The organism is Streptomyces sp. NPDC087859 (assembly GCF_044742595.1).
Lineage (GTDB): Bacteria > Actinomycetota > Actinomycetes > Streptomycetales > Streptomycetaceae > Streptomyces > Streptomyces canus_F.
This window is the reverse complement of the sequence record NZ_JBIUUU010000003.1, coordinates 160552-180380: the sequence shown is the minus strand read 5'-3', so window position 1 is coordinate 180380 and position 19829 is coordinate 160552. Positions and strand designations below refer to the sequence as shown.

The 19829-nt window shown below is 70.2% G+C and carries 12 protein-coding genes; 5 read left to right on the top strand and 7 right to left on the bottom strand.

All coding sequences use genetic code 11. From position 1 onward, the window contains the following. Positions 1 to 304 precede the first annotated feature (304 nt). From drmA to drmC, 3 genes are read left to right on the top strand one after another with little or no spacing between them, the layout of a single operon-like run. Positions 305 to 4162, top strand: coding sequence for a DISARM system helicase DrmA (gene drmA, locus ACIOHP_RS08180; RefSeq protein ID WP_401884448.1), 3858 nt, complete (start codon positions 305 to 307; stop codon positions 4160 to 4162). Continuing rightward, positions 4159 to 6069, top strand: coding sequence for a DrmB family protein (gene drmB / locus ACIOHP_RS08175; protein ID WP_401884446.1), 1911 nt, complete (start codon positions 4159 to 4161; stop codon positions 6067 to 6069). Before drmA ends, drmB begins: the two co-directional genes overlap by 4 nt. Next, positions 6066 to 6827, top strand: coding sequence for a DISARM system phospholipase D-like protein DrmC (gene drmC, locus ACIOHP_RS08170; protein ID WP_401884443.1), 762 nt, complete (start codon positions 6066 to 6068; stop codon positions 6825 to 6827). Before drmB ends, drmC begins: the two co-directional genes overlap by 4 nt. 492 nt (positions 6828 to 7319) lie before the next feature. Here the strand turns inward: drmC and ACIOHP_RS08165 are convergent, their stop codons facing one another. The 4 genes from ACIOHP_RS08165 to ACIOHP_RS08150 are packed head-to-tail and all read right to left on the bottom strand — an operon-like array spanning position 7320 to position 15524. Then, positions 7320 to 8561, bottom strand: coding sequence for a TIGR02679 family protein (locus tag ACIOHP_RS08165; protein WP_401884441.1), 1242 nt, complete (start codon positions 8559 to 8561; stop codon positions 7320 to 7322). After that, the gene (locus ACIOHP_RS08160) at positions 8558 to 12703 is read right to left on the bottom strand and encodes a TIGR02680 family protein (protein WP_401884438.1); all 4146 of its coding nucleotides are present in this window, start codon (positions 12701 to 12703) and stop codon (positions 8558 to 8560) included. The genes ACIOHP_RS08165 and ACIOHP_RS08160 overlap by 4 nt, the downstream gene beginning before the upstream one ends. After that, the gene (locus ACIOHP_RS08155) at positions 12703 to 13932 is read right to left on the bottom strand and encodes a TIGR02678 family protein (protein WP_401884436.1); all 1230 of its coding nucleotides are present in this window, start codon (positions 13930 to 13932) and stop codon (positions 12703 to 12705) included. Before ACIOHP_RS08155 ends, ACIOHP_RS08160 begins: the two co-directional genes overlap by 1 nt. Beyond that, the gene (locus tag ACIOHP_RS08150) at positions 13929 to 15524 is read right to left on the bottom strand and encodes a TIGR02677 family protein (RefSeq protein ID WP_401884434.1); all 1596 of its coding nucleotides are present in this window, start codon (positions 15522 to 15524) and stop codon (positions 13929 to 13931) included. The genes ACIOHP_RS08155 and ACIOHP_RS08150 overlap by 4 nt, the downstream gene beginning before the upstream one ends. A 135-nt stretch (positions 15525 to 15659) precedes the next feature. On the opposite strand from ACIOHP_RS08150, the gene ACIOHP_RS08145 reads away from it, so the two are divergent. Then, on the top strand, positions 15660 to 17336 hold the full coding sequence (locus ACIOHP_RS08145; protein WP_401884431.1) for an SWIM zinc finger domain-containing protein: 1677 nt from the start codon (positions 15660 to 15662) through the stop codon (positions 17334 to 17336). 59 nt (positions 17337 to 17395) lie between these two features. On the opposite strand, the gene ACIOHP_RS08140 is transcribed toward ACIOHP_RS08145, so the two are convergent. Further along, the gene (locus ACIOHP_RS08140; RefSeq protein ID WP_401884429.1) at positions 17396 to 18001 is read right to left on the bottom strand and encodes a TetR/AcrR family transcriptional regulator; all 606 of its coding nucleotides are present in this window, start codon (positions 17999 to 18001) and stop codon (positions 17396 to 17398) included. 138 nt (positions 18002 to 18139) lie between these two features. Between ACIOHP_RS08140 and ACIOHP_RS08135 the strand changes: the two genes are divergently transcribed. Continuing rightward, entirely contained in the window at positions 18140 to 18754 is a 615-nt protein-coding gene (locus tag ACIOHP_RS08135) for a TetR/AcrR family transcriptional regulator (protein WP_401884426.1), read from the top strand. Between the two features lie 23 nt (positions 18755 to 18777). On the opposite strand, the gene ACIOHP_RS08130 is transcribed toward ACIOHP_RS08135, so the two are convergent. Beyond that, positions 18778 to 19113, bottom strand: a complete 336-nt coding sequence (locus ACIOHP_RS08130; RefSeq protein ID WP_401884424.1) for a MazG-like family protein — start codon at positions 19111 to 19113, stop codon at positions 18778 to 18780. A 65-nt stretch (positions 19114 to 19178) separates the two neighbouring features. Continuing rightward, positions 19179 to 19823, bottom strand: a complete 645-nt coding sequence (locus tag ACIOHP_RS08125) for a DUF305 domain-containing protein (protein ID WP_401884421.1) — start codon at positions 19821 to 19823, stop codon at positions 19179 to 19181. Between the last annotated feature and the right edge of the window lie 6 nt (positions 19824 to 19829).

Below are 19829 nucleotides of genomic sequence, written 5' to 3'. Positions count from 1 at the left end.
CCACTCCCGCCCCGCAAGTGCTCGCCGACCGGCACGAGTTGCGCGGCAGCCGACCAGCAGGACGGGCTGAATCATCGATCTCGGATAGGCGGCTACCCCACCGGAAGGCCTGAAAGACGCGGTGACGGAGACCGCGCTGAGTATCCGGAACAAGCCACGGCTGCGCCGACCACCCCGTTATGAATGTCAGAGGTGACCATTAGCATCCAGGTGATGCCAGGTCGTCACGGTCGTGGTAGCGGTTGCCGCGGAGTTGGTAGGGCCCTCGTGGGCCGCGTATGACGTACGAAAGAGGGACGCCCCGATGCCCAGTCAGTCCGCTGCGGTGCCGCCGGGCTCGTTGGAAGAAGACCTCCTCCAGCGGGTCCGTGAGGTACCGCAGACCTTCGTCCCCGCCAGCTCCTATGAAGTCCGGGACGATCTGGGCAAGCTCATCAGCCGCGATCTGCTCGGGCCCTGGGACGGACCAAGTGAGGAGTTCGACCACCGGGCGGCCGGCCCCCGCGACCGCTATCTGGTCGGACTGATCGGCCCCAAGCGCACCCTCACGACCTCCATGGCCGCCACCGGCGAGCAGTTGAACGACGACTCCGACGGCGAAGGCGACAGCAGCGACCAGAGCCTGCCCGAGAAGCTCACGACACAGAACGCCGGCCGGATGTGGGCCTCGTCCATGGGCATGATGTTCGCTGTCGCCGCGGACGACGGCGTGGACGCGGTCTCCGTACGGGTCCGGTGGGGGCGATATCACAAGTCCCAGGTGCTGAGTGACGACGGAGTCGCCCGTGCGACTTGGAGCCGCGAGGAGGTCGAGAAGAACCCCGAGGTCCGACTCGATGGGAAACCCCGGCAGGTTCTGCCGCTCACCGCCGACGATCCGGAAGCCCCCGGGGTGCGTCTGATCGTCGAAGTACGGAACCGTCCGGGTGCCGGCGGCCCGACCCGAGTGGTCGAACTCTCGCTGGTGAACGCCCAGGAGGAGCCCCAGCAGTCGAAGGACACCGCCTGGCTGTTCCAGACGGAGTTGCGGGTCACCGCGCTCGATGGCGCGGCACCCGTCTTTCTGCCCATCTCCGATCCGCTCGGCGAAGCGGCTGAGGCCCACGACGCGTTCGGCGGGGCCGATCCGGAGGAGCAGCATCTGACGCTGCTCTACCGCAATCAGCTGAAACACGCGGCGGGCCGCAATGTCGCCGTCGCGGTGACGATCGATGAAGGCGAACGGCGAGCCCGTGCGCTCACCACCACATGGCTTCCCGTCCACGATGTTCCAGCCACCATCGCGCCGTCCGGTGACGACGCCGAGCATCTCGCGGGGCTTGAACTCTCCATGGACACGCTCGCCGAGTTGGCCCCCGCTGAACTGACGGCAGCGCTCGCCCCGTTGGCGGATGGATACAGCGCATGGCTCGACGAACGACAGGCGCAGGCCGAGCAACTGCCCCCCGCTCTCCGGGACAGCGCCCTCGCCGCGGTCGAGCAGGCTCGCGAGGTATCCGTGCGCATTACTCTCGGAGTCGACCTCCTCAGAGACCCGGACCGACCTGAGGCACTGGAGGCGTTCCGGTTCGCCAACCGGGCGATGGCACTTCAGCGGAGGCACACCGCCATCGCGGGACTGCGTGAGAGGGAGGGTCTCAGCTTCGCCGAGGCCCAGCAACGGATCGTCGACCAAGGGCCCGCCGCCGCGTCCTGGCGGCCGTTCCAGCTTGCCTTCGTTCTGCTGAATCTCCGCGCCCTGGCCATTCCGACGCTTCCCGAACGGGGAGCGGGCGCCGACGCCATTGTTGACCTGTTGTTCTTCCCGACTGGTGGTGGAAAGACCGAGGCCTATCTCGGGCTCGCCGCCTTCACCTTCGCCATCCGCCGACTTCAAGGAACCATCGGTAACGGGGCGGACGCCCGTAGCGGGGACGCGGGAGTCGCCGTACTGATGCGCTACACCCTGCGGCTGCTGACCGCGCAGCAGTTCCAGCGCGCCGCCGCCCTGGTCTGTGCCGCAGAAGTGCTGCGCCGAGACGCGTTCGAGGGCGGGGACACCCGCTGGGGTGCGACCCCCTTCCGGATCGGGCTGTGGGTGGGCGGGGCCGTTTCCCCGAACCGCTACGAAGAAGCGGCACAGCAGATCGCCGAGGCGAAGGAGGCCGGGGACAGCCGTGGTGCCAAGGTGCTGCAGACTCTCGCCTGCCCCTGGTGCGGTACGGCGCTCAGCGCACAGCGCGATCTCCACCCCGACGGTGATCTGCGCCGGGTCCTCCTCTACTGCGCCAATGGTGAGGGCAACAGCGCCTGCCCGTTCTCGCAGCGACGCTCTCCCCGTGAGGGACTGCCGATTCTCACGGTGGACGAGGAGATCTACCGGCTGGCTCCCAGTCTGCTGATCGCCACGGTCGACAAGCTCGCCCAGCTCCCGTGGCGCGGGTACGCGGGAATGCTCTTCGGACGGGTGTCCCAGCTCTGCCCGCGCCACGGCTACCGGCACGCCGACCTGGACCCGCGGACCAAGTGCGGAGAGAAGCACAACGCGAAGGGCAAGTACGAAGCGGTCAAGAGCCAGGAAGTGACGCGCCTGCGCCCGCCGGACCTGATCATCCAGGATGAACTCCACCTGATTTCGGGCGCGTTGGGCACGACAGTCGGTCTCTTCGAAGCAGCCGTGGACGAGTTGTGCAGCTGGTCGGCGCCCGAAGGGACGGGCGGCACGAAGCTGGTGGGGCCCAAGATCGTCGCATCCACGGCCACGACGAAGCGAGCGGCCGACCAGATCCTCGGCGTCTTCGCCAGAAAAGCGGCGATCTTCCCGCCCCAGGTGATCGATGTCGAGGACACCTTCTTCTCGCAGCAGGTCGCGCTCTCGCAACAGGCGCCCGGCCGACGCTATCTGGGAATCTGCGCACACGGCGTGAGGATGAAGCAGGCGGAGATCCGCGTGGCGGAGATCCTGCTGCTCGTCGGCCAGACCCTCTTCGACAAGCACGGCAAGCCCGCCGACCCGTATATGACGCTGGTGGGCTACTTCAACGCCACGCGTGAACTCGCGGGGATGCGCCGCTTCCTGGACGACGACATCGCGACTCGCGTTCGAGTGCACGGCAACCGCAAGGGCCTTTCGAACCGGCTGCTGCGCAGGACGGACATGCTGTCCGTGCAGGAGCTGACCTCCCGCATCTCCTCCGGGGACATCACGGAGGTGCTCGCCCGCCTGGAGATCGGTTTCGACGAGGAGGCGGACACCACGCTCCGTAAGATCGCCCTGACCGAGGAACTGAAGGCCGCCGCGCAGCACAAACAGCGACTCGACCCATCGAAACTGCCCCTTCGCAATGAAGGGGTCGGCGCCGTCGACACGGTTATCGCGACCTCCATGCTCCAAGTCGGCGTGGACGTCTCCCGGTTCGGCCTGATGATCGTGGTGGGGCAACCGAAGAACACCGCTGAGTACATTCAGGCGTCGTCCCGCGTCGGCCGCGACGCGAAGCGCCCGGGTCTGGTCGTCACGCTCTACAACTGGACACGACCCCGAGACCTCGCGCACTTCGAGAACTTCGGCCACTACCACGCCACCTTCTATCGCGAGGTCGAAGCGCTGTCCGTCACACCGTTCGCGCGCCGGTCTCTGGACCGTACGACAGCAGCCGCCTGGATTGCCGCGGTGCGTAACGCGACCGATCACAACTCCCGCAATGCGGACGCTTTCGATGTCGATCTCGACGGCCCGCCCGCACAGCAGATCACCGAGCGCTTCCTCCGTCGCGCCGAGGCCGTGGGCGGCGAACGGGCCCGCGGCTATCTCGCGGAGCGCATCGACACCCTCAGAGACGCCTGGGCACAGAAGAAGCAGGGCAATGCGCGACTGGGCTACGACGAGGGCAGGTGGAAGGGGCAGCAGCTCGCCGGGCTGCTGAACAGGGCCACCGGCGCCGTCTGGGACGAGCTCACCGTTGCTCAGTCGATGCGTGAGACGGAGAACGAGATCAATCTTCTGGTGTCCGGAAGCGGCTTGTTCGACGTGGTCGGAGGGGCTCCCGCGTGGAGCTATCCAGGGGGCGGTGGGCAGGACGGCCCCGGCGACGAGGACTCGCCCGAAGGTGACGAGACCGGCGCCGTCCTGGACAACAAGGCCGTGACGAACGGACAGAGCGGAAAGCAGGCGCACGCATGACGGACAAGGCCCAGTACCGCCGCCGCGTCGGCTCCGTGCGCCCCAGCCACCTGATGTTCACGGGAGGCGTCGGAGCATTGGTCGATCTGCCGAACTTCGCCGTCCTTGTGCGGGGCATCGACGACTGGCAGTACGACTCCGTGCAAATGGACGATCTGAAGGAACCGCGGCTGCTGCGCGCTGTCAACAGCCTGCTTGCCGATCCGTACGGACCCCAGGTCACCCAACTGCGGCCGGCGCCCTGGATGGATGGAGCAGACGCGGACCCCAATGGACTCGCGGCGAAAGTGGGTGTGCCCGTTCTACCGTTCCCGCAGTGGCTGCGCTGTACCGCGTGCAACGAACTGGGCGCGCTGGACTCGAAGGTCTTCAAGTTCGAGAACGCCCAGCCGCGCCGGCCGGACAAGGCCCGCTTCTTCCACGAAAACTGCACGACGAAGCGCAAGGGCAAGCGTCCGCTGGCTGTGGCAGCGCGCTTCGTACTCGTCTGCCCGTCCGGACACCTGGACGACTTCCCGTACGCGACCTTCGTACACCGCGGCGGCCAGTGCACAGCGGTCAGCCATCCCCGGCTGCAGATGCTGGACCACGGAGGCAACCAGGCCGCCAACGTGAAAATCAAGTGCGTGAACTGCGGCAAGGAACGGAACATCCGCGACGCGATGGGTCCCCGCGGAGAATCAAGCTTGCCCAGTTGTCGAGGCCGGCACCCTCACCTGGCGACCTTTGAGCCGGGTGGCTGCGAGCAGCCTCCGAAGCCGCTGGTGATCGGTGCGTCCAATCAGTGGTTCGCACAGACGCTGAGCGTCCTGGCTGTCCCACCCACCAGCGGCAGCGCCTTGCAGGGAAAGATCGAGCAGCTCTGGGACACACTCCAGAAAGTCGACGCACCCGCCATGCTCGAACTGCTCTGGGGCCTCCCGCAGTTCAAGCCACTTCACCAATGGGACCAAGCCGACGTCTTCGAAGCCATCCAGAAGCAGCGGGCTGCCGCTGAAACGGCACCAAGTGCACAGCCGACGTCATATCCCGACCTCCTCACCCCTGAATGGGAAATCTTCACCAGCGCTCATGTCCCGGAGCACACCGAGGACTTCGCGCTCCGCGATGTGCCTGTCCCCTCTGCCCTGGCAGGCGCGTTCTCGCACATCGTCCAAGCAGAACGACTCCGGGAAGTGCGTGCCCTGGTCGGTTTCACCCGGCTCGACGCGCCCGACCCTGAAGACCCGGATCTGGTCACCCGTGCTCCGCTGTCCCGCAGCAGCACACCCTCCTGGGTTCCGGCCAGCGAGGTACGAGGAGAAGGCATCTTCCTGCGTATGCCCGAGCCGTTGGTGGCTGCCTGGGAACAACGAGTAGCCAACTCCGCAGCCTTGGCGGCACACCGCGACGCGTACGTCGAATTCCGCCGCAACCGCTACTCGGGGCGTGTCCAAGGCGGCGACAATCCGTTGCGCGGCTGGCCCGGGGCGCGGTACATCGCCCTGCACACCCTCTCCCACCTACTGATCCGGGCCATCGCGCTGGAGTGCGGATACTCTTCGGCGAGCCTGTCGGAACGGATCTATGCCGGTCGGGACGAAGATCCGCGTACGGGCATCCTGATCTACACAGCCGTACCGGACGCAGAAGGCACGCTGGGCGGTTTGGTCTCGCTCGCCGAACCCAAGGCGATCACTCGCATTGTGCGACGCGCCTTGACCGACGCGGAGCGCTGCTCGTCCGATCCGCTCTGCGCAGAGCGACTTCCGCGCCCTCCGCACGAGGACTTTTTGCACGGCGCGGCCTGTCACGTCTGTCTCTTCGTGTCGGAGACCACGTGCGAGCGTGGCAACCGATTCTTGGACCGCCGCTTCATCGTGCCCATCGACGACCCGGACCTCGTCCTGTTGCAGGGAGCCAAGTGACCGGAGCGACATTCGAGCGAGCTGCGGCCGAAGCCTTGACGATGGTGGGAGCGGACGGCGTCCGTGCTCTTGCCGAAGAGATAGGAAAGCAACGCTCTAGCGCGTCGATCCTCTCTGCGCGGGCCTTTCCCGGGTTTGCAGAAGCAGCGCGAGCGCTTCTGGAGGCGATAGGAGCGGATGGCGCGGCTCCATCAGAGGCGGCCGCCTATCTCCGGGGCCTTGCTGCCGGAGATGCTCTGCGCGCCAAAGAACAGGAGATCTCGCTCGTCTGGAGTGGTCCATCAACCCACCGGGTCCCGGTCAGGACGACAAGCCGCGTCCTGCTTCAGCTTGTCGAGGCAGCCCAGCACGAACTTCTCCTGATGACCTACTCGGCGACGCGCTACGCGCCGCTTACACACGCATTGGAGGCCGCAGCTGGTAGAGGCGTGTGCATTGATGTCGTCGTCGAAACGCTACAGGGGGCTGGCAGCGCGCTCTCCGGGACAGAACCGGCGTCGGCCTTCCTCAATGTGCCAGGGCTCAGGGTTTGGCACTGGCCCCCGGACCGCCGGGCCGAGCCAGGGGCCAAGACCCATGCCAAGTTGGCGCTGGCCGACCGACAGGCGTTGTTCACTACCAGCGCCAACTTCACTCAGTCCGGCGTGGATAGGAACATTGAGGCTGGAGTGTTGATCACGGGTGGTTCAGTACCCGCCCGCACTTCGGAGCACATCCAAGAACTACAGCGTATGGGCGTGCTGCAACGATACTGGTGATCGATCTCTACCCTGGGAGCCATACCTGGGCGCTGGCCTGCGGTGTGGAATGGTCGCGCAGCTGTCCGCGTTACTCGCGGGCGTTGACGATGTAGTCCTGTGGGGTGAATACGCAGCTGCGTTGACCTGTGGACCCGCGTTGCGTCCTGTCCCGTGCTCGCGACTCTCAACGAGGGGACGCACCCGCGCCTCACGTAAGCGTCAAAGTAGCCTCGGGAACGGCCACTTGTCATGCGTGTGCAGGTCATAGCGCTGCGACGCCCCCCGGCCTACAGCCCGACTCCTCTGCCCTCTCGGCTCCGACCTGGATCCTGGGTGAACCGGGCTCGGTAGGAACTCCGGGCGGTGCGTGCCAGCGGGGGATCGGGGTGGCCGTCGTTCACGTTGCGCGTCGGCGGCCCTCCGCGTTCGAGCGCCGCGGCAGCACCGTGCACATCGACGAGTCCGTCCGCCGCGCCGGTCGTCACGTCCGACGGCCACGGCCCACCGGCCTCAGGAGGCCAGGTCGGCGAGGAGCATCTCGAGCACGGCCTCCTCCTCGATCCGCACACCCAGCTCGGTCAGAGCCACCGGCAGGGCGGGGTCCCACGTCGCAGTGGCCGGTGTGCCGGTCAGCGGTGGTGCCAAGGGTGTGGCCGCAGCCGCCGCCCGGTAGTCGGCCGCCGTGTAGCGCCACGGCCGCCAAGCCACCCGCCGCAGCAGCGCCCCGGCAATGCGCAGACCGCCCCAGTCGAAGTCACCGTGGTAGCGGAGCCGGGACCCCCGGCTGTGAAGGTGACGCAGCAGAGTGAGGGCCGCGGCCGACGGCTGGCCCTGGAGGCAGACCAGCGGTGCGCAGGCGGGCCCGTAGGCGTCGGCTGCCGTGGCCAGGACCGTCGGGTTCTCGCAGACGTGGACGATCGCAGGCGCCGTACTCGGCGGGCTGTGGGTGAGCTGGCGCAGGGTCAGGACGGTTGGTTCGCCCGCATCCGTCATCCAGTCCAGGGCGGGGGTGCCGCGCAGGCCGATGGTGAGGACGGTGGAGGACAGGGCGTCCCTGAGCAGGCCGGCCGAGGCCCAGGCCTCGCGGCGCCACTCGGCACCGCTGCCGTCCGGGAAGCCCGTCAGGGCGCGCACCCCGGACAGGACGACGGTGGCCAGGGGAGTGCCGTCGTCGAGGGCGTGGGCGTCGCCGAGTGCGGTGGCCGCGAAGGCGGGCAGGGACACGGCGGGGTCGGCCGGCAGCGCCCGTAGAGCCGTCGCCGTGTCGGTGAGCAAGGTCTTCGCCGCTTCGGGGGTGCGGGCGAGACGGCGTAACAGACCCTCTCCGCGCAACCGGTCTGCCCAGGACGACAGTTCGGGCCGTAGCGTGGCGAGTGGGGTGTACGCGTCCTGCCAGGCCACCGCCTCACGCGCGCGTATGTCGGCGAGGCGGTCGACCGGGCCGGTGAGCGTGGTCACCGCCGGGGCGAGGCCGTCTGGGCTGATGCCGGAGCGGCGCAGCACATCGTCCACCGCGTCCAGGCGCACGCTCAGTGAGCGGCCGGTGCCGGGGCTTCGGCCCAGTAGGCGTTCGGCGGCCGCGCGCTCGGCGGTGGTGGGGGCCGTCAAGGTGACCGGGCCGGTGAGGGGTTCGTCCCGTTCCATGCGGCGGCGTATCCGCTCGACCAGCCAGACCAGGTCGGGGTCGCCGAGCAAGCGGCCGAGGCGGTCCCGGTCGACGCGCTCGCCGGGTTCCTGTTCGGGGCCGCTCACGGCCACAGCCCTCCCTGGTCCGAGCCGGGTGCCATCGCGTCGACCGTGGCAGCCGAAGGCGCCGTCTGGGCCGGGAGGACCGCAAGACCGTGCTCCGGTTCGGCCCCCCGCCCCCGCTCCGCCCCGTCCCACTCCCAACGGGTCACCAGCACCGCCGCGATCTCGTCGACGCGGGAGAGCTGGGCGATGGCGATGCCGGGGACCTGGGGATAGCAGGCCCATTCGCGTTCGCTGGTCATCACCACGTCCAGGTCGAAGGCGTGCAGGAGGCCCAGGCACTTGGCGCGGGAGTCGTCGTCCACGCCCGCGAACGCCTCGTCGAGGGTGACCAGGCGCGGGGCGTCGGGGGCGGCGGTGGCGTAGTGGGAGGAGGCGGCGGCGAACAGGGGGACGGAGACGGCCAGGACGCGTTCGCCGCCGGAGGCGGGGCCGGTGGCCGGGACCCAGGTGCCGTGCTGGTGGCGTTCGATGCCGAACTCGTGCCAGGCGCGGTAGTCGAGCGCTGCGGTGAGGACCTCCAGCCAGCTGCCCGCCGCGTCGTCGGACTGCCGGCGGGCGATCTCGGCCTGCAGGAACTCCCCGACCGCCGTCCGGTCCTCGGGCGCCCAGGCGTCCGCGGACTGGCGCAGGCGTTCGCGTGCCTGGGCCAGGCCGGTCGGTGCCTTGCGCGAGGGGCGCCACACCAGGCGCAGCCGCATGCCGGTGGAGGTGGGGCGTTCCTGGAGCTCGGCGTTCATGGCCCGGACCTGGCGTTCGGCGGCGGCGATCAGTTCCTGCAGGGTGCCGGCGACCTCGGTGAGCAGGTGGGTTTCGAGGATCTCGCGTTCGTGCGCGGACAGGATGCGCGCCAGTTCGGTCGTCTCGGTGGCGAGGGCCGCGGCCAGTTCGGGCACGGTCCGGCGGCGGCCCTGGTAGACGATGTCGACGACCATGCCGTCCTCGACCATGCGGGCCGTGGCGGTGTGACCGCCTCGGGAGAGGGCGTCCTGGAGCTTCTTGTACTCCTCGCTGAGCCGCTTCTGTACGCGCTCCCAGGCGCCGTCGGAGTCATCGGTGCCGGACGGACCCGACAGCTGCGCCTCGATGGTGCGGGCGAGTGCGACGGCCGGGGTGGCCGCCCATGGGCCGTCGTCCGGCGGGGGCAGGGCCGTCTCGGGAAGGGCGACGGTCAACAGGCCGGTTGCCGCGAAGCGTTGGAGCGCGGCGATCGCCTCGGCGCGCGAGGCGGCGGCCTCGTGCACGTCTTTCTCCAACTGCTCGATACGGCCCTCCGCATGGCCCACGCGCCGGCCGGCGGCGGTGTGTTCCTCGCGGGAGATGCGTTGGTCGCGCTCGCACGTGGCCAGCGCCTCGGCGGTGGCGGCCAGGCGCCGCTCCAGCTCCGCGACCGCGGTGCCGACGGTGGAGCGCAAGGTGGTGTGGCGTTCGTCGGCGGTGGCCGCCAGTCGGGCCGACTCCTCTGCGCGCAGGGCGAGTTCGGCGACCCGAGTGCCGGCCTGTTCGGCTTCCGCGCGCTCGTCGGCCGCCATACGCCCGGCTTCGGTCCGCTCGCGCAGGGCGGGCCACAGTGCGGCGAGGACGGCGGTGTAGTCGGCCAGTGCTTGGCGGACGGCCGTCAGATGCGGCCGGTCGGTGGGCAGGTTGACGGCGGTCGCGGTGTCGGTGAGTTCGGTGGTGGCCTCGGCTTCCTGCCCGGCTGCTGCCGCCAGTTCGGCGGCGCGTTCGTCCTGGCGGGTGCGGGCCCGGTGGGCGGCGTCCCCGGCGGCCGCGGCCAGCGCGTGCGCGTGGCGCAGCGCGGCGTCGTCGGGGACGGCGGCCAGTTCGGCGTCCAGGGTGCGCCGACGCCGGGTCACCGTGGCCCGCTCGGTCTCCACCTGAGCCAACTCGCCTGCCAAGTCATCGAGTTCGCGATGCAGTACGACGATCCGGGCCCGGCGCGCCTCCTCGCGGGCGCCCTCGCCGACGTAGACGGCCGCCTGCTTCGACCAGCTACCGGTCAGTGCCCCGACCCGGAACCGGCCGTCCGCCGAAACCCACGTGTCCCCGGAGTCGCCGGGGCCGAGCCCCACCGCGGCCAGCAGGCGGGCCACCGTCTGCTCGCCCACCGCCACAGCCCGCGCATCACCATGGTCCACAGCCGGGCGCAGCACGTCACCGAGGACCGGACCGGCCAGCGGCGCGCCGGGCGCCAGCAGAACGTCATGCCCGTCGGCAGTCATGGCCGTGCCGTCCGGACGCACCCAGGCATCCAGCAGGCCGGAGGCCTCCAACGCCGCCTCCAGACCGCCTCGTTCAGCGCCGGTGACGTGGTCGTGGAAGTCGACCAGGCGCCACAACGGCGCCCCGGGTGCCTGCTCGCGCACGCCGGGGGTGCGTGTGTGGGGTGCCGTGGGAGCGCGCTGGCCGCCCGCCTCCAGGTCCGTCAGTTCCCGTTCCTTCTCGACGCGGCGGGCGGCGAGTTCTGTCAGGCGTTGGCCGAGGGTGGCCGTCCGGTCGGCCAGGTGGGCGGCCCGGGTGCGATGGGCGTCGGCGGTGTGCACCCGCGCGGGGGAGGGTCCTTGCAGGTGTGTGACCCAGTCCTGCAGGCTGTCCAGCAGGCCCGTCGGATCCTGGGGCCGCAACTCCTCGCACACATCGAGGTGTTCGCGTACGGCGGCCACCAGCTCCCGGCCCGCCTCTGTGGCGGCGGCCTCCGCCTGGGCCTGCCGTGCGCCGGTGTGCCCGGCCTCGGTCTGGGCCTCGTCCAGCCGTCGGGCCGCGGCACGCCGTTCGGCACCGGCCTGCTCAGCCCGTGACGCCAGCTCCTCCACGTGATCCAGGGTGCGCCGCCTGCGCGCCACCGACTCCCCGGCCAGGCGGCGCAGTTCGGCCTCCGGCGCACCCTCGGCGCGCAGCTCGCCGTCCAGGTGCGCGGCCGCAGCCGCCTCCCGCTCGCGCACCAGCATGTCCGCGGCCTGCTCCTCGGCCGCCACCAGACGCCTGCCCGCGCTCTCCAGACGACCCAAGGCGCGGGTATGGGCCTGGGCGGCCTGCTCCCGGTCCGCCTCGGCGCGGGCCACATCGGATGCTGTGCGGCGGGCGTCCGCGGCTGCCTGCTCCAGCTCGCGCGCGCTGCGCATCTTCGGGCCCTCGCGCAGCGCGGCCTCCTGCGCCTTCACCCGCGTGGCACGCTCCTCCAGCTCCATCAGCCGTACGGCGATCCGCTCCCGCTCCTCCTCGGCCTGGGCCCGCGCGCTCTGGGCCTGCGCGAGGTCGCGGCCCAACTGCTCGTAGCGGGCATGCTCATGGCGTGGCAGCCGGGCTCGGCGGCGGGTGGCGACACGGGCATAACGGCGGTAGTGGTCCAGGAAGGCGGACGCCGCCCGCTCGGCCTCGGTGGCCGCCCGCAGCTCCTCCTTCTCCTCGTCCAACGACCGGAACGCCTCGGCCACATCGGCGATCACCGCCTGGTCCATCGGCGGCAGCGCCTCGGTCAGCGCACGCGACAGTGCCGCTTCGTTGGGCCGCTTCGACAGCTGCGGCTGACGCAGCTGGATCAGCAGGTCCACCAAGGCCGCGTACCGCCGCTCACCCAGCCCGAACAATGCCTCGTCCACCGCCCTGCGATACGCGGTGGCGGTGTCGTACACCATGCCGCGACCCGCGAGCGCCTCCGCCAGCCGGTCCCGCGACAGGGCGGTGCCGGTCGCGTCGAGCAGGCTCAGTTCGGCGCCGACGCGCTGGTCGGTCACCGCGTACCAGTGACGGGCGATACCGCGGCCCGCCACCGCCTTCAGCCCGCAGGCCAGGGTGATGAAGCGGTCCTGTCCGGTGGCCTCGTCGTGGCGGCCGAACTCGATCCAGGTGTAGCCCAGCCGCTCGGGGTGCGGGTGCTGTCCGCCCAGCAGCAGGTTCCACTCCATGCGCTTGCCCGGGTCGGCGTCGGGCTCCACCCGCCGCGCGGACAGATCGCCGTCCAGGAGGAAGGGCAGGGTCAGGGCGAGGACCTTGGACTTGCCGGTGCCGTTGTTGCCGCGCAGCAGCAGCCGGCCGTCGCGGAACCAGAACTCCTCGGTGTCGTAGTAGAACAGGTCCACCAAGCCGACGCGCAGCGGCCGCCACCGGCCGGGCGCGGGGGAGGGCAGGGCGGCGGTCACGGCCATCACGCCTTTCGCTCAGAGGTGCGGGGGCGGGGGAGACCCGGTTCTTTTACGACGGTCTCGCCGACCGCGTACCGGGCCAGCGCCGGCAGCGGGACGATGCCACCGGGCACGGCGGTGACCAGGCCCAGCGCGGTCAGCTTGGCCAGCGCCTGATCCACCAACTCGCCCTCGGCTCCCGGCTGCTTGGCGCCCTTGGACCAGAACCCGCCGTGCTCGACGGCCAGTTTCCGCACCTTGTCCTCCAACTCCGCACGGCTGACGACACCGTCCGCGCTCGCGAGGTGCTCGGCGAGCAGCAGCGTGATGTGCCCGTGGGTGCCTTGCTCGGGCATGCGGACGTCGGTCAGGTCGTCCAGCGGGTCGACCATGGCGATGCCCTCGGCCCGCACCTCCGCGACCAGGCCGGTGAGTTCGGTGATCCGCGCGGTGATGAAGGCACGCTGGCGGGTCAGGTAGGCCAGTTCCTCGTCGGTCAACTCCTCGTAGTACAGCACCGGATCGTCCAGCAGGCGCCGGGTCAGCCGCTGGCGGATGGCACGGAAGCGCAGGTCGTCGCTGTCCAGGGCGCTTTCGGCGGTCAGTTCGGACAGCCGGTCCTCGAAGCTGTCGGCGCCGATCATCGACGGCCCCTGGCGGGCGGCGAGCAGCCCGGCCAGCACCCGGCGCTGGACGTCGTAGAGCACATCGCCCGCCCCGCTGACGTAGGCCTCCTCGTCCCCGGCCACCCGGCGCAGCACCCCGTAGCGCATGAGCAGCCGTACCACCGCCGCCAGATCCAGCCGCTCCTCGCGTCGCTCCAGCGTGAACTCGATGCCCGCGGCGGCCAGCTGAGGATCGGCGGCGTCCAGGACCACCTGCTCGGCGAGCCGGCCGAGCGCGATCTGTGCCTCGCCCCGCTCCAGCGCGGCCAGCGCCAGGCACAGCAGCACATAGCGGCGGCGGGTGAAGGGCGCGCGGGCGCGGGAGGCCTCGCGGGCCGGATGGGTGGCGTCGGTCAGGGTGCCCGGTGTCCGGCCCAGCCGGGCCGCCTCCGCGTCCACCCGCAGCGGCCAGCCGGTGTTGCGGTCGAACCAGTCGCGCAGGTCGCCGGCGTGCCGTCGGACCAGGCGGAACTCGTCGGCGTACGGGCCGTGCGCCAGCAGCAGCGGCTCCTTCAGCAGGGCACGGGCGGCCTTGTGGAACTCGGCGGCGCGCCGGTTGTCCAGCACCTCGCCCAGGGGTGTGGTCATCGCTCCCCTCCCGTGGGAATGCCGTCGGCGTGCACCTGACCGGTCCGGGTGAGATCAGTGATCTCGACCAGGTGGTCGGGGCCGCGGAAGGTGCCGCCGGGGGTGCGGATCTCGGCCGTCGTGCCGTCCGCCAGGGCGGTCAGCCGGATTTCCATCGTGCCGTCGTTGCTGGTCGCGAGGGTGGTCGTCATGCCCGGCCGCCAGGTGGCCAGGGCGTCGCCGAGCAGTTGCAGACAGAGACCGAAGGCGAGCGGGTCGAGTGCACCGAGTGCGGACAGCCGTGTGGTGCCGTCCGTCGCGAGGCGGGCGCGAGCGGCCGCGATCTCCTGCGTCTGCCGGGCAGCGATCTCGGCCAGGCGCCTGCGTTGCTCGGAACGGTCCTGCACCCGGCGGGACTTGCCGCGCCGTTCATAGCTGCCGGTGCGGCGCAACTGCGGGCTGATACGCAGCGGTTCGGCCTCGGCCCACGGAGTGGCGGCAGCCACCGGGCGGGCGGCACGCTGTTCGAGGGTGTCGGCGTCGACGGTGAGGTGCCGTGCCGGATACAGCCCGAACGCGGCACGCCACAACCGGTGCCGCGCCGCGTCGTCAGGGGCCTCGGCGAACCAGCGGGCCAGGGTGCGGAAGTCCGCCGACCGGTCCGAACGCCCGGCTCGCCGCTCATTCAACTGCCGTACTACTGCCAGCAGTTGCGGGATCGCACCGAGGGCGCGCCCGCGCAGCAGCCGGGCCTGCGACTCGCGGCCGTCCGCCGACACGAACCAGGCGGCCAGCCCCGACCATCGGGCCACCCACCGCGCGTACGCCTGTGCCTCGGCACTCTCGGTCTCGTCCGGGGCGGCATCGGCGGCCTCCCGCGCCGCAGCCAGCCGCAAGAGCGCATCAGCCCGGCCCTGACCCTCCAACTCGCCGATCAGCAGGGCGATCCGTCCTCCCAGGGTGATCAGGTCCTGGATGAACCGCTCCAGGTACTGGATGAGGCGATCCTTGTAGGCGAGGAACACCTCGACCTCCACATCGTGCAGGTCGATGGTGCGCTGCAGGGAGCCCATGAATGCCCGTGCGTTCTCCGCCAGCGCCTCGAACCGGCTCGTCAGCGCGGACAGTGCCAGATGGGCCTTGGCCGCGTCCGGTTCCCCTTCCTCCTGCTCGGCTGCGATCACCAACAGGGCTCGCAGTTGCGTGACGATGTCGTGCAGGGCCACCGCCTGGAGCGCGCCGCGCCGCCCCAGTGCCTCGTCATAGGTGGACAGCGCCAGCTCGGCGGCCTCCCCGGCCTGGGTGAGCTGGTAGATGAAGCGTTTGCGGTAGAAGTCCTCGACCGCGGTGACCCGGGAGGTGTCCGGATCCGCCCGCAGATTGCCCCACTCCACGAGACTGTCCAACGCCTTGATCACCGCCTCCGGCTCGGCGGGCCGGTGTTCCGGCGGCAGCGCCGCGAACACGTCCTCAGGACGCAGATGCACCGCGAAGCGCTCCTTCGCGGCCAGGAACGCGCTCATCACCCGCCGGTACAGGGCGGCGTTCGGCACGGTGAGGTGGGCGAAGGGCGCGTACCCGGCCCGTGCCGGTCCGGAAGGCGTCGACGTCATCGTTGGGGCATTCTTCCCGACAAGGACCCCGCTTCGGCAATTATCGCCTGACCTTCACGCAGCGTCATCACTGATCCCGGAGCTAGGCTGACGCACCGTAACCGCAAGTGCACCACCGCAGCAGGGCGGAAGACCATGAACGGCATCCTCACCGAAGCGAAACTCAAAGCGATGGCCGGTGCCCGGTCCTTCGAACGTGGGCGGGGGTACCTGGACGCGGTGACCGGCGTGGAGATCGGTGACGGGTGGATCACCGCGAGCGTCCACGGCACGGAACGCTACGAGGTGGAACTGAGCCTGGAAGGGCCCCAAGGGGTCACCGGCGCATGTGACTGCCCCTACGGACTGGAAGGCAACTTCTGCAAGCACCTGGTCGCCCTCGGCCTCACCGTGCTCGCCCAGCGGGACACCCTGCCACGGCAGCGCGAGTCGGCCCGGAACCGGGCACGGAACCTCGACGCCTGGCTGTCCGCCCTGTCGAAGGACGAGTTGCTGGCTCTGGTCCGTGAACAGGTCGACCATGACCGGCAGTTACGGCGGCGCCTGGAGGTGCGGGCCGCGAGCGCCCGCGGGGATCTCGCCGAGGTCAGAGCACGCATCCGCGAACTGCTCGACATCGGTCCGTTCGCACGGTACGGATACGTCGAGTACGCCGATGCCCGTGCCTATGCCGACCAGGCCGCACAAGTAGTGGCCGCCATCGACGCGGTGACCGACTCGGGGCAGGCGAGCGAAGCGATCGGCATGGCGGTCGAAGGGATGCGGCTGCTGACCGAGGCAGCCGACAGCATCGACGACTCCGACGGTCGGCTTGGTGAGGTAGGTGCCGGCCTCGTCGACGCCCATCTCCACGCCTGCCGCACTGCGCGCCCCGACCCGGAGGTACTGGCCGGCTGGCTGGTCAAGCACACACTCAGGGACCTCGACAGCATCTGCGACGTCGACCCGCTCGACTACGAGGACGTCTTGGGCGAGCAGGGGATGGCGACCCTGCGGAAACAGGCGGTGGCGGCATGGCGGAAGAAGCGCACCGGCTGGGCCGAGAAGTCGCTGATGCAGCGGCTGGCCAGGGCCGGAGGCGACATCGACATGGTGATCGCCGTACACGCGGCAGACCTGGCGTCCAACGGGCATACGCACCTGGTCATCGCCCGCGAGCTGGACACCGCGGGACGACCCGATGAGGCCCTGCGCTGGGCGGAACGCGGCGTTCAGGAGACGCCGGATCTTGCCGCTGTCGACACCGACCTCGTAGACCATCTCTGCGAACGCTACGCACGGGCCGCCAGGCTCGCGGACGTCGTCGCCCTGCGCCGCCAACACTTCGGCGCCCGCCGCTCCCTGCGCGCGTACCAGCAGTTGCGCGTCGCAGCCCGCGCCGCCGAATGCTGGCAGCAGGAACGCCCAGGAGCACTTGCCCTGCTGCGCACCGAGGCGGAACGGGGAACCCCGAGGCGGTACGGCGGGACCGTCCTGGTCGACGCCCTCCTCGACGACAAGGACGACGAAGCCGCCTGGGAGGCCGCTTCCCACTACGGTGCCGACGATCGCCAGTGGCTGGCGCTCGCCGACCAGAGCCGCCCGTCCCGTCCCGCCGACGCGCTCGCCGTCTATCTGCGCCTGGCCGAGCCGCTCATCGGGCAGACCGGCAACGCGGTCTACGAAGAGCTCGTCGGCCTGTTGCTGAGCATCCGCGAATGCCATCGCCTGCTGGGCACGGAGGATGAGTTCACCGCGTACGTCACCGCTCTGCGCGGCGCCCACGGACGGAAGCGGAACCTGATGCGTCTGATGGAGCAGCACGGTTTGTGAGGCGGGCCGTTGAGAGACGGGCGATGCCCGTTCGGGGGCCGCGGCTCGCCGCGGTCGGGTCAGGCCGTCAGCGAGGGCAGGACCACCGCGTCCAGGTAATGGAGCAGGAACGCCCGGTCCGGCGGTCGGTCCCCGACCAGCGGGCGGGCCACCAGCGCGCCGATCAGGACGTACGGGACGTACTCCAACGCCGGGCAGTCCGCGCGGACTTCGCCCCGGGAGACCGCTCGCCGCAGGATCGCCTTCAGGCCGGGGGGGTCGGGGTCGACGATCAGGTCCTGGAGTGCTCGCAGCAGGTCGGGATGGGTGTGCACGGCGTGGATCAGACCCCGTACCAGCGCGGTCTCCTTCACCAGCTGCTCGTCGTCGAGCCGCCCCACCAGCTGGTGGAAGTCGCCGCGCAGCGAGCCGGTGTCGATGTCGCCGACGACGCTGCCCTTGGTCTGCCGCAGTGCCTGCGCGACCAGTTCCGGCTTGCTCGTCCACTGGCGGTACAGGGTGGCCTTGCTGCACCGGGTGCGGGTCGCCACCGCGTCCATGGTCAGGGCCTCGTAGCCGACCTCGCACAGGAGGTCGAGTACGGCGGCGTACAGCTCCGCCTCGCGCTCGGGGGAGATGCGGCTGCGGCGGGTCCGTGGCGTGATGGCCTGCTCCGTCACTGTCATCCACGGCACCCCATTCGAACGAAACGGTTTCGTACACAAACATGATAGCCCGAGATCTGTTAAATATGAAACCGTTTTGGTAGCGAAAAGGGAGTAGGGTCATGGTCCGGGCCCTGGGCGAACGAGGGAGAATCAGGCATGACCGTCACGTCACCCGCCTCGGCCAAACCCGGCCGCCCCCGGGACACCGGTGCCGACGAGCGCATCCTGCGTGCCGTCGTCGACGAACTCTCCGACCACGGCGTCGCTGGCTTCCGTATCAACAACGTCGCCACCCGCGCCAAGGTCGCCAAGCGCACCCTCTACAGCCGCTGGACCGAGCGCGACGACCTGATCCTGGCCGGACTGAACACGCTGGCCCTCGACCTGGTCCCGCCCCGCACCGGCGGCTTTGTCAGCGACCTGGAAGCCCTCTACGACGACATCGCCGACGCCCTCGACAGCCCGCGCTGGCTCATAGCCGCCCGCTGCTCCTTCGAACTGCCCGACCATCCCGAGCTGTACGCGAGGTTCCAGCGCGACTGCATCGACAAACCCCTCGCCGTCGTCGAGGACGTCCTGCGTGACGCGCAACTCCGCGGTGAACTGCGCGCCAGCATCGACCGCTCCGTGGCCGCCGAGACCTTCACGGGTTCCATCGCGGGGTTCAGCTCGCACATCGCCCGGCTCCGCGGGGTCAGTGCGTACGGTGTCCGCGCCCAGTTCCTCGACATGTTCCTGCACGGACTGCGCGCCGACGGCCCCCGCGACTGACCGGCCGTCCGTCCGACCGTCCTCTAGGGCGTGCCCAGCGAACGGGCCATGACCCGCGCCAGATGCCGGTCGAACACCTCCCGCGTATCCGGCGTCAGCGTCCGCAGCGCCACCAGCGCCGTGATCACGACGTCGCACAGCTCGCTCTGGACGTCCTCCCAGGTGTGGGTGGTGCCCTTGCGCGGGTTCTGGCCCGTTGCCCCGATCACCGCCTGGGCGACCTCGCCGACCTCCTCCGACAGCTTCAACATCCTTAGGAGAAGGGCTTCTTGGCCGCTCAGCGGCCGGTTCGTGTCCACCCACGTCCACAGGGCGTCGATGCCCGCCCAGACGTCGGCCGTGTTGTCGCGATCACTCATGGACGCAGCTTGGCACGCGCCACTGACAGCCGGGGGAGGCCGTCGACCTCCCCCGGCTCACCGGGTCAGCTCTTGCCGAGGAGCTTGTTCATCTCGGTGATCTCAGCGGTCTGGCCCGTGATGATGTCATCGGCCATGGCGGTGGCGGCGGCGTACCGGCCCTTCGCCTTCTCCGTCCCGGCCATGTCGATCGCGCCCTCGTGGTGCTCGACCATCATGGTCAGGAACATGGTGTCGAAGCCCTTGCCGGAGGCCTTCCCCAATTCCTCCATGTCGCCGTCGTCCATCATGCCGGGCATCCCGGACTGCGAGCCGTGGTCCATGCCGGGCATCGACGCGCCCGCCTCCGGGGCCTCCTCGCCCCAGGACTTCAGCCAGCCGGACATGGTCTTGATCTCCGGGTCCTGTGCCTTCTCGATGCGCGCGGCGAGGGACTTCACCTCGGCGGACGAGGCCCGGTCGGCGGCGAGTTCCGCCATCTCCAGGGCCTGGCGGTGGTGGGGGATCATGCCCTGTGCGAAGGAGACGTCCTGGGCGTTGTGGGCGGCGGCGGTGTCGGCCGACGGGGACGTCGAGGTGCCGTGGCTGCTTCCATGGCTGGCGTCGCCACTGTCGCTGTCGCTGTCGCTGCCGCCACAGGCCGCCAGGACGAGAGCGGCGGTGACGGTCGCCGCCATGAGGGCAGCGCGACGGGTACGGGTGGTGCTCATGCGTGA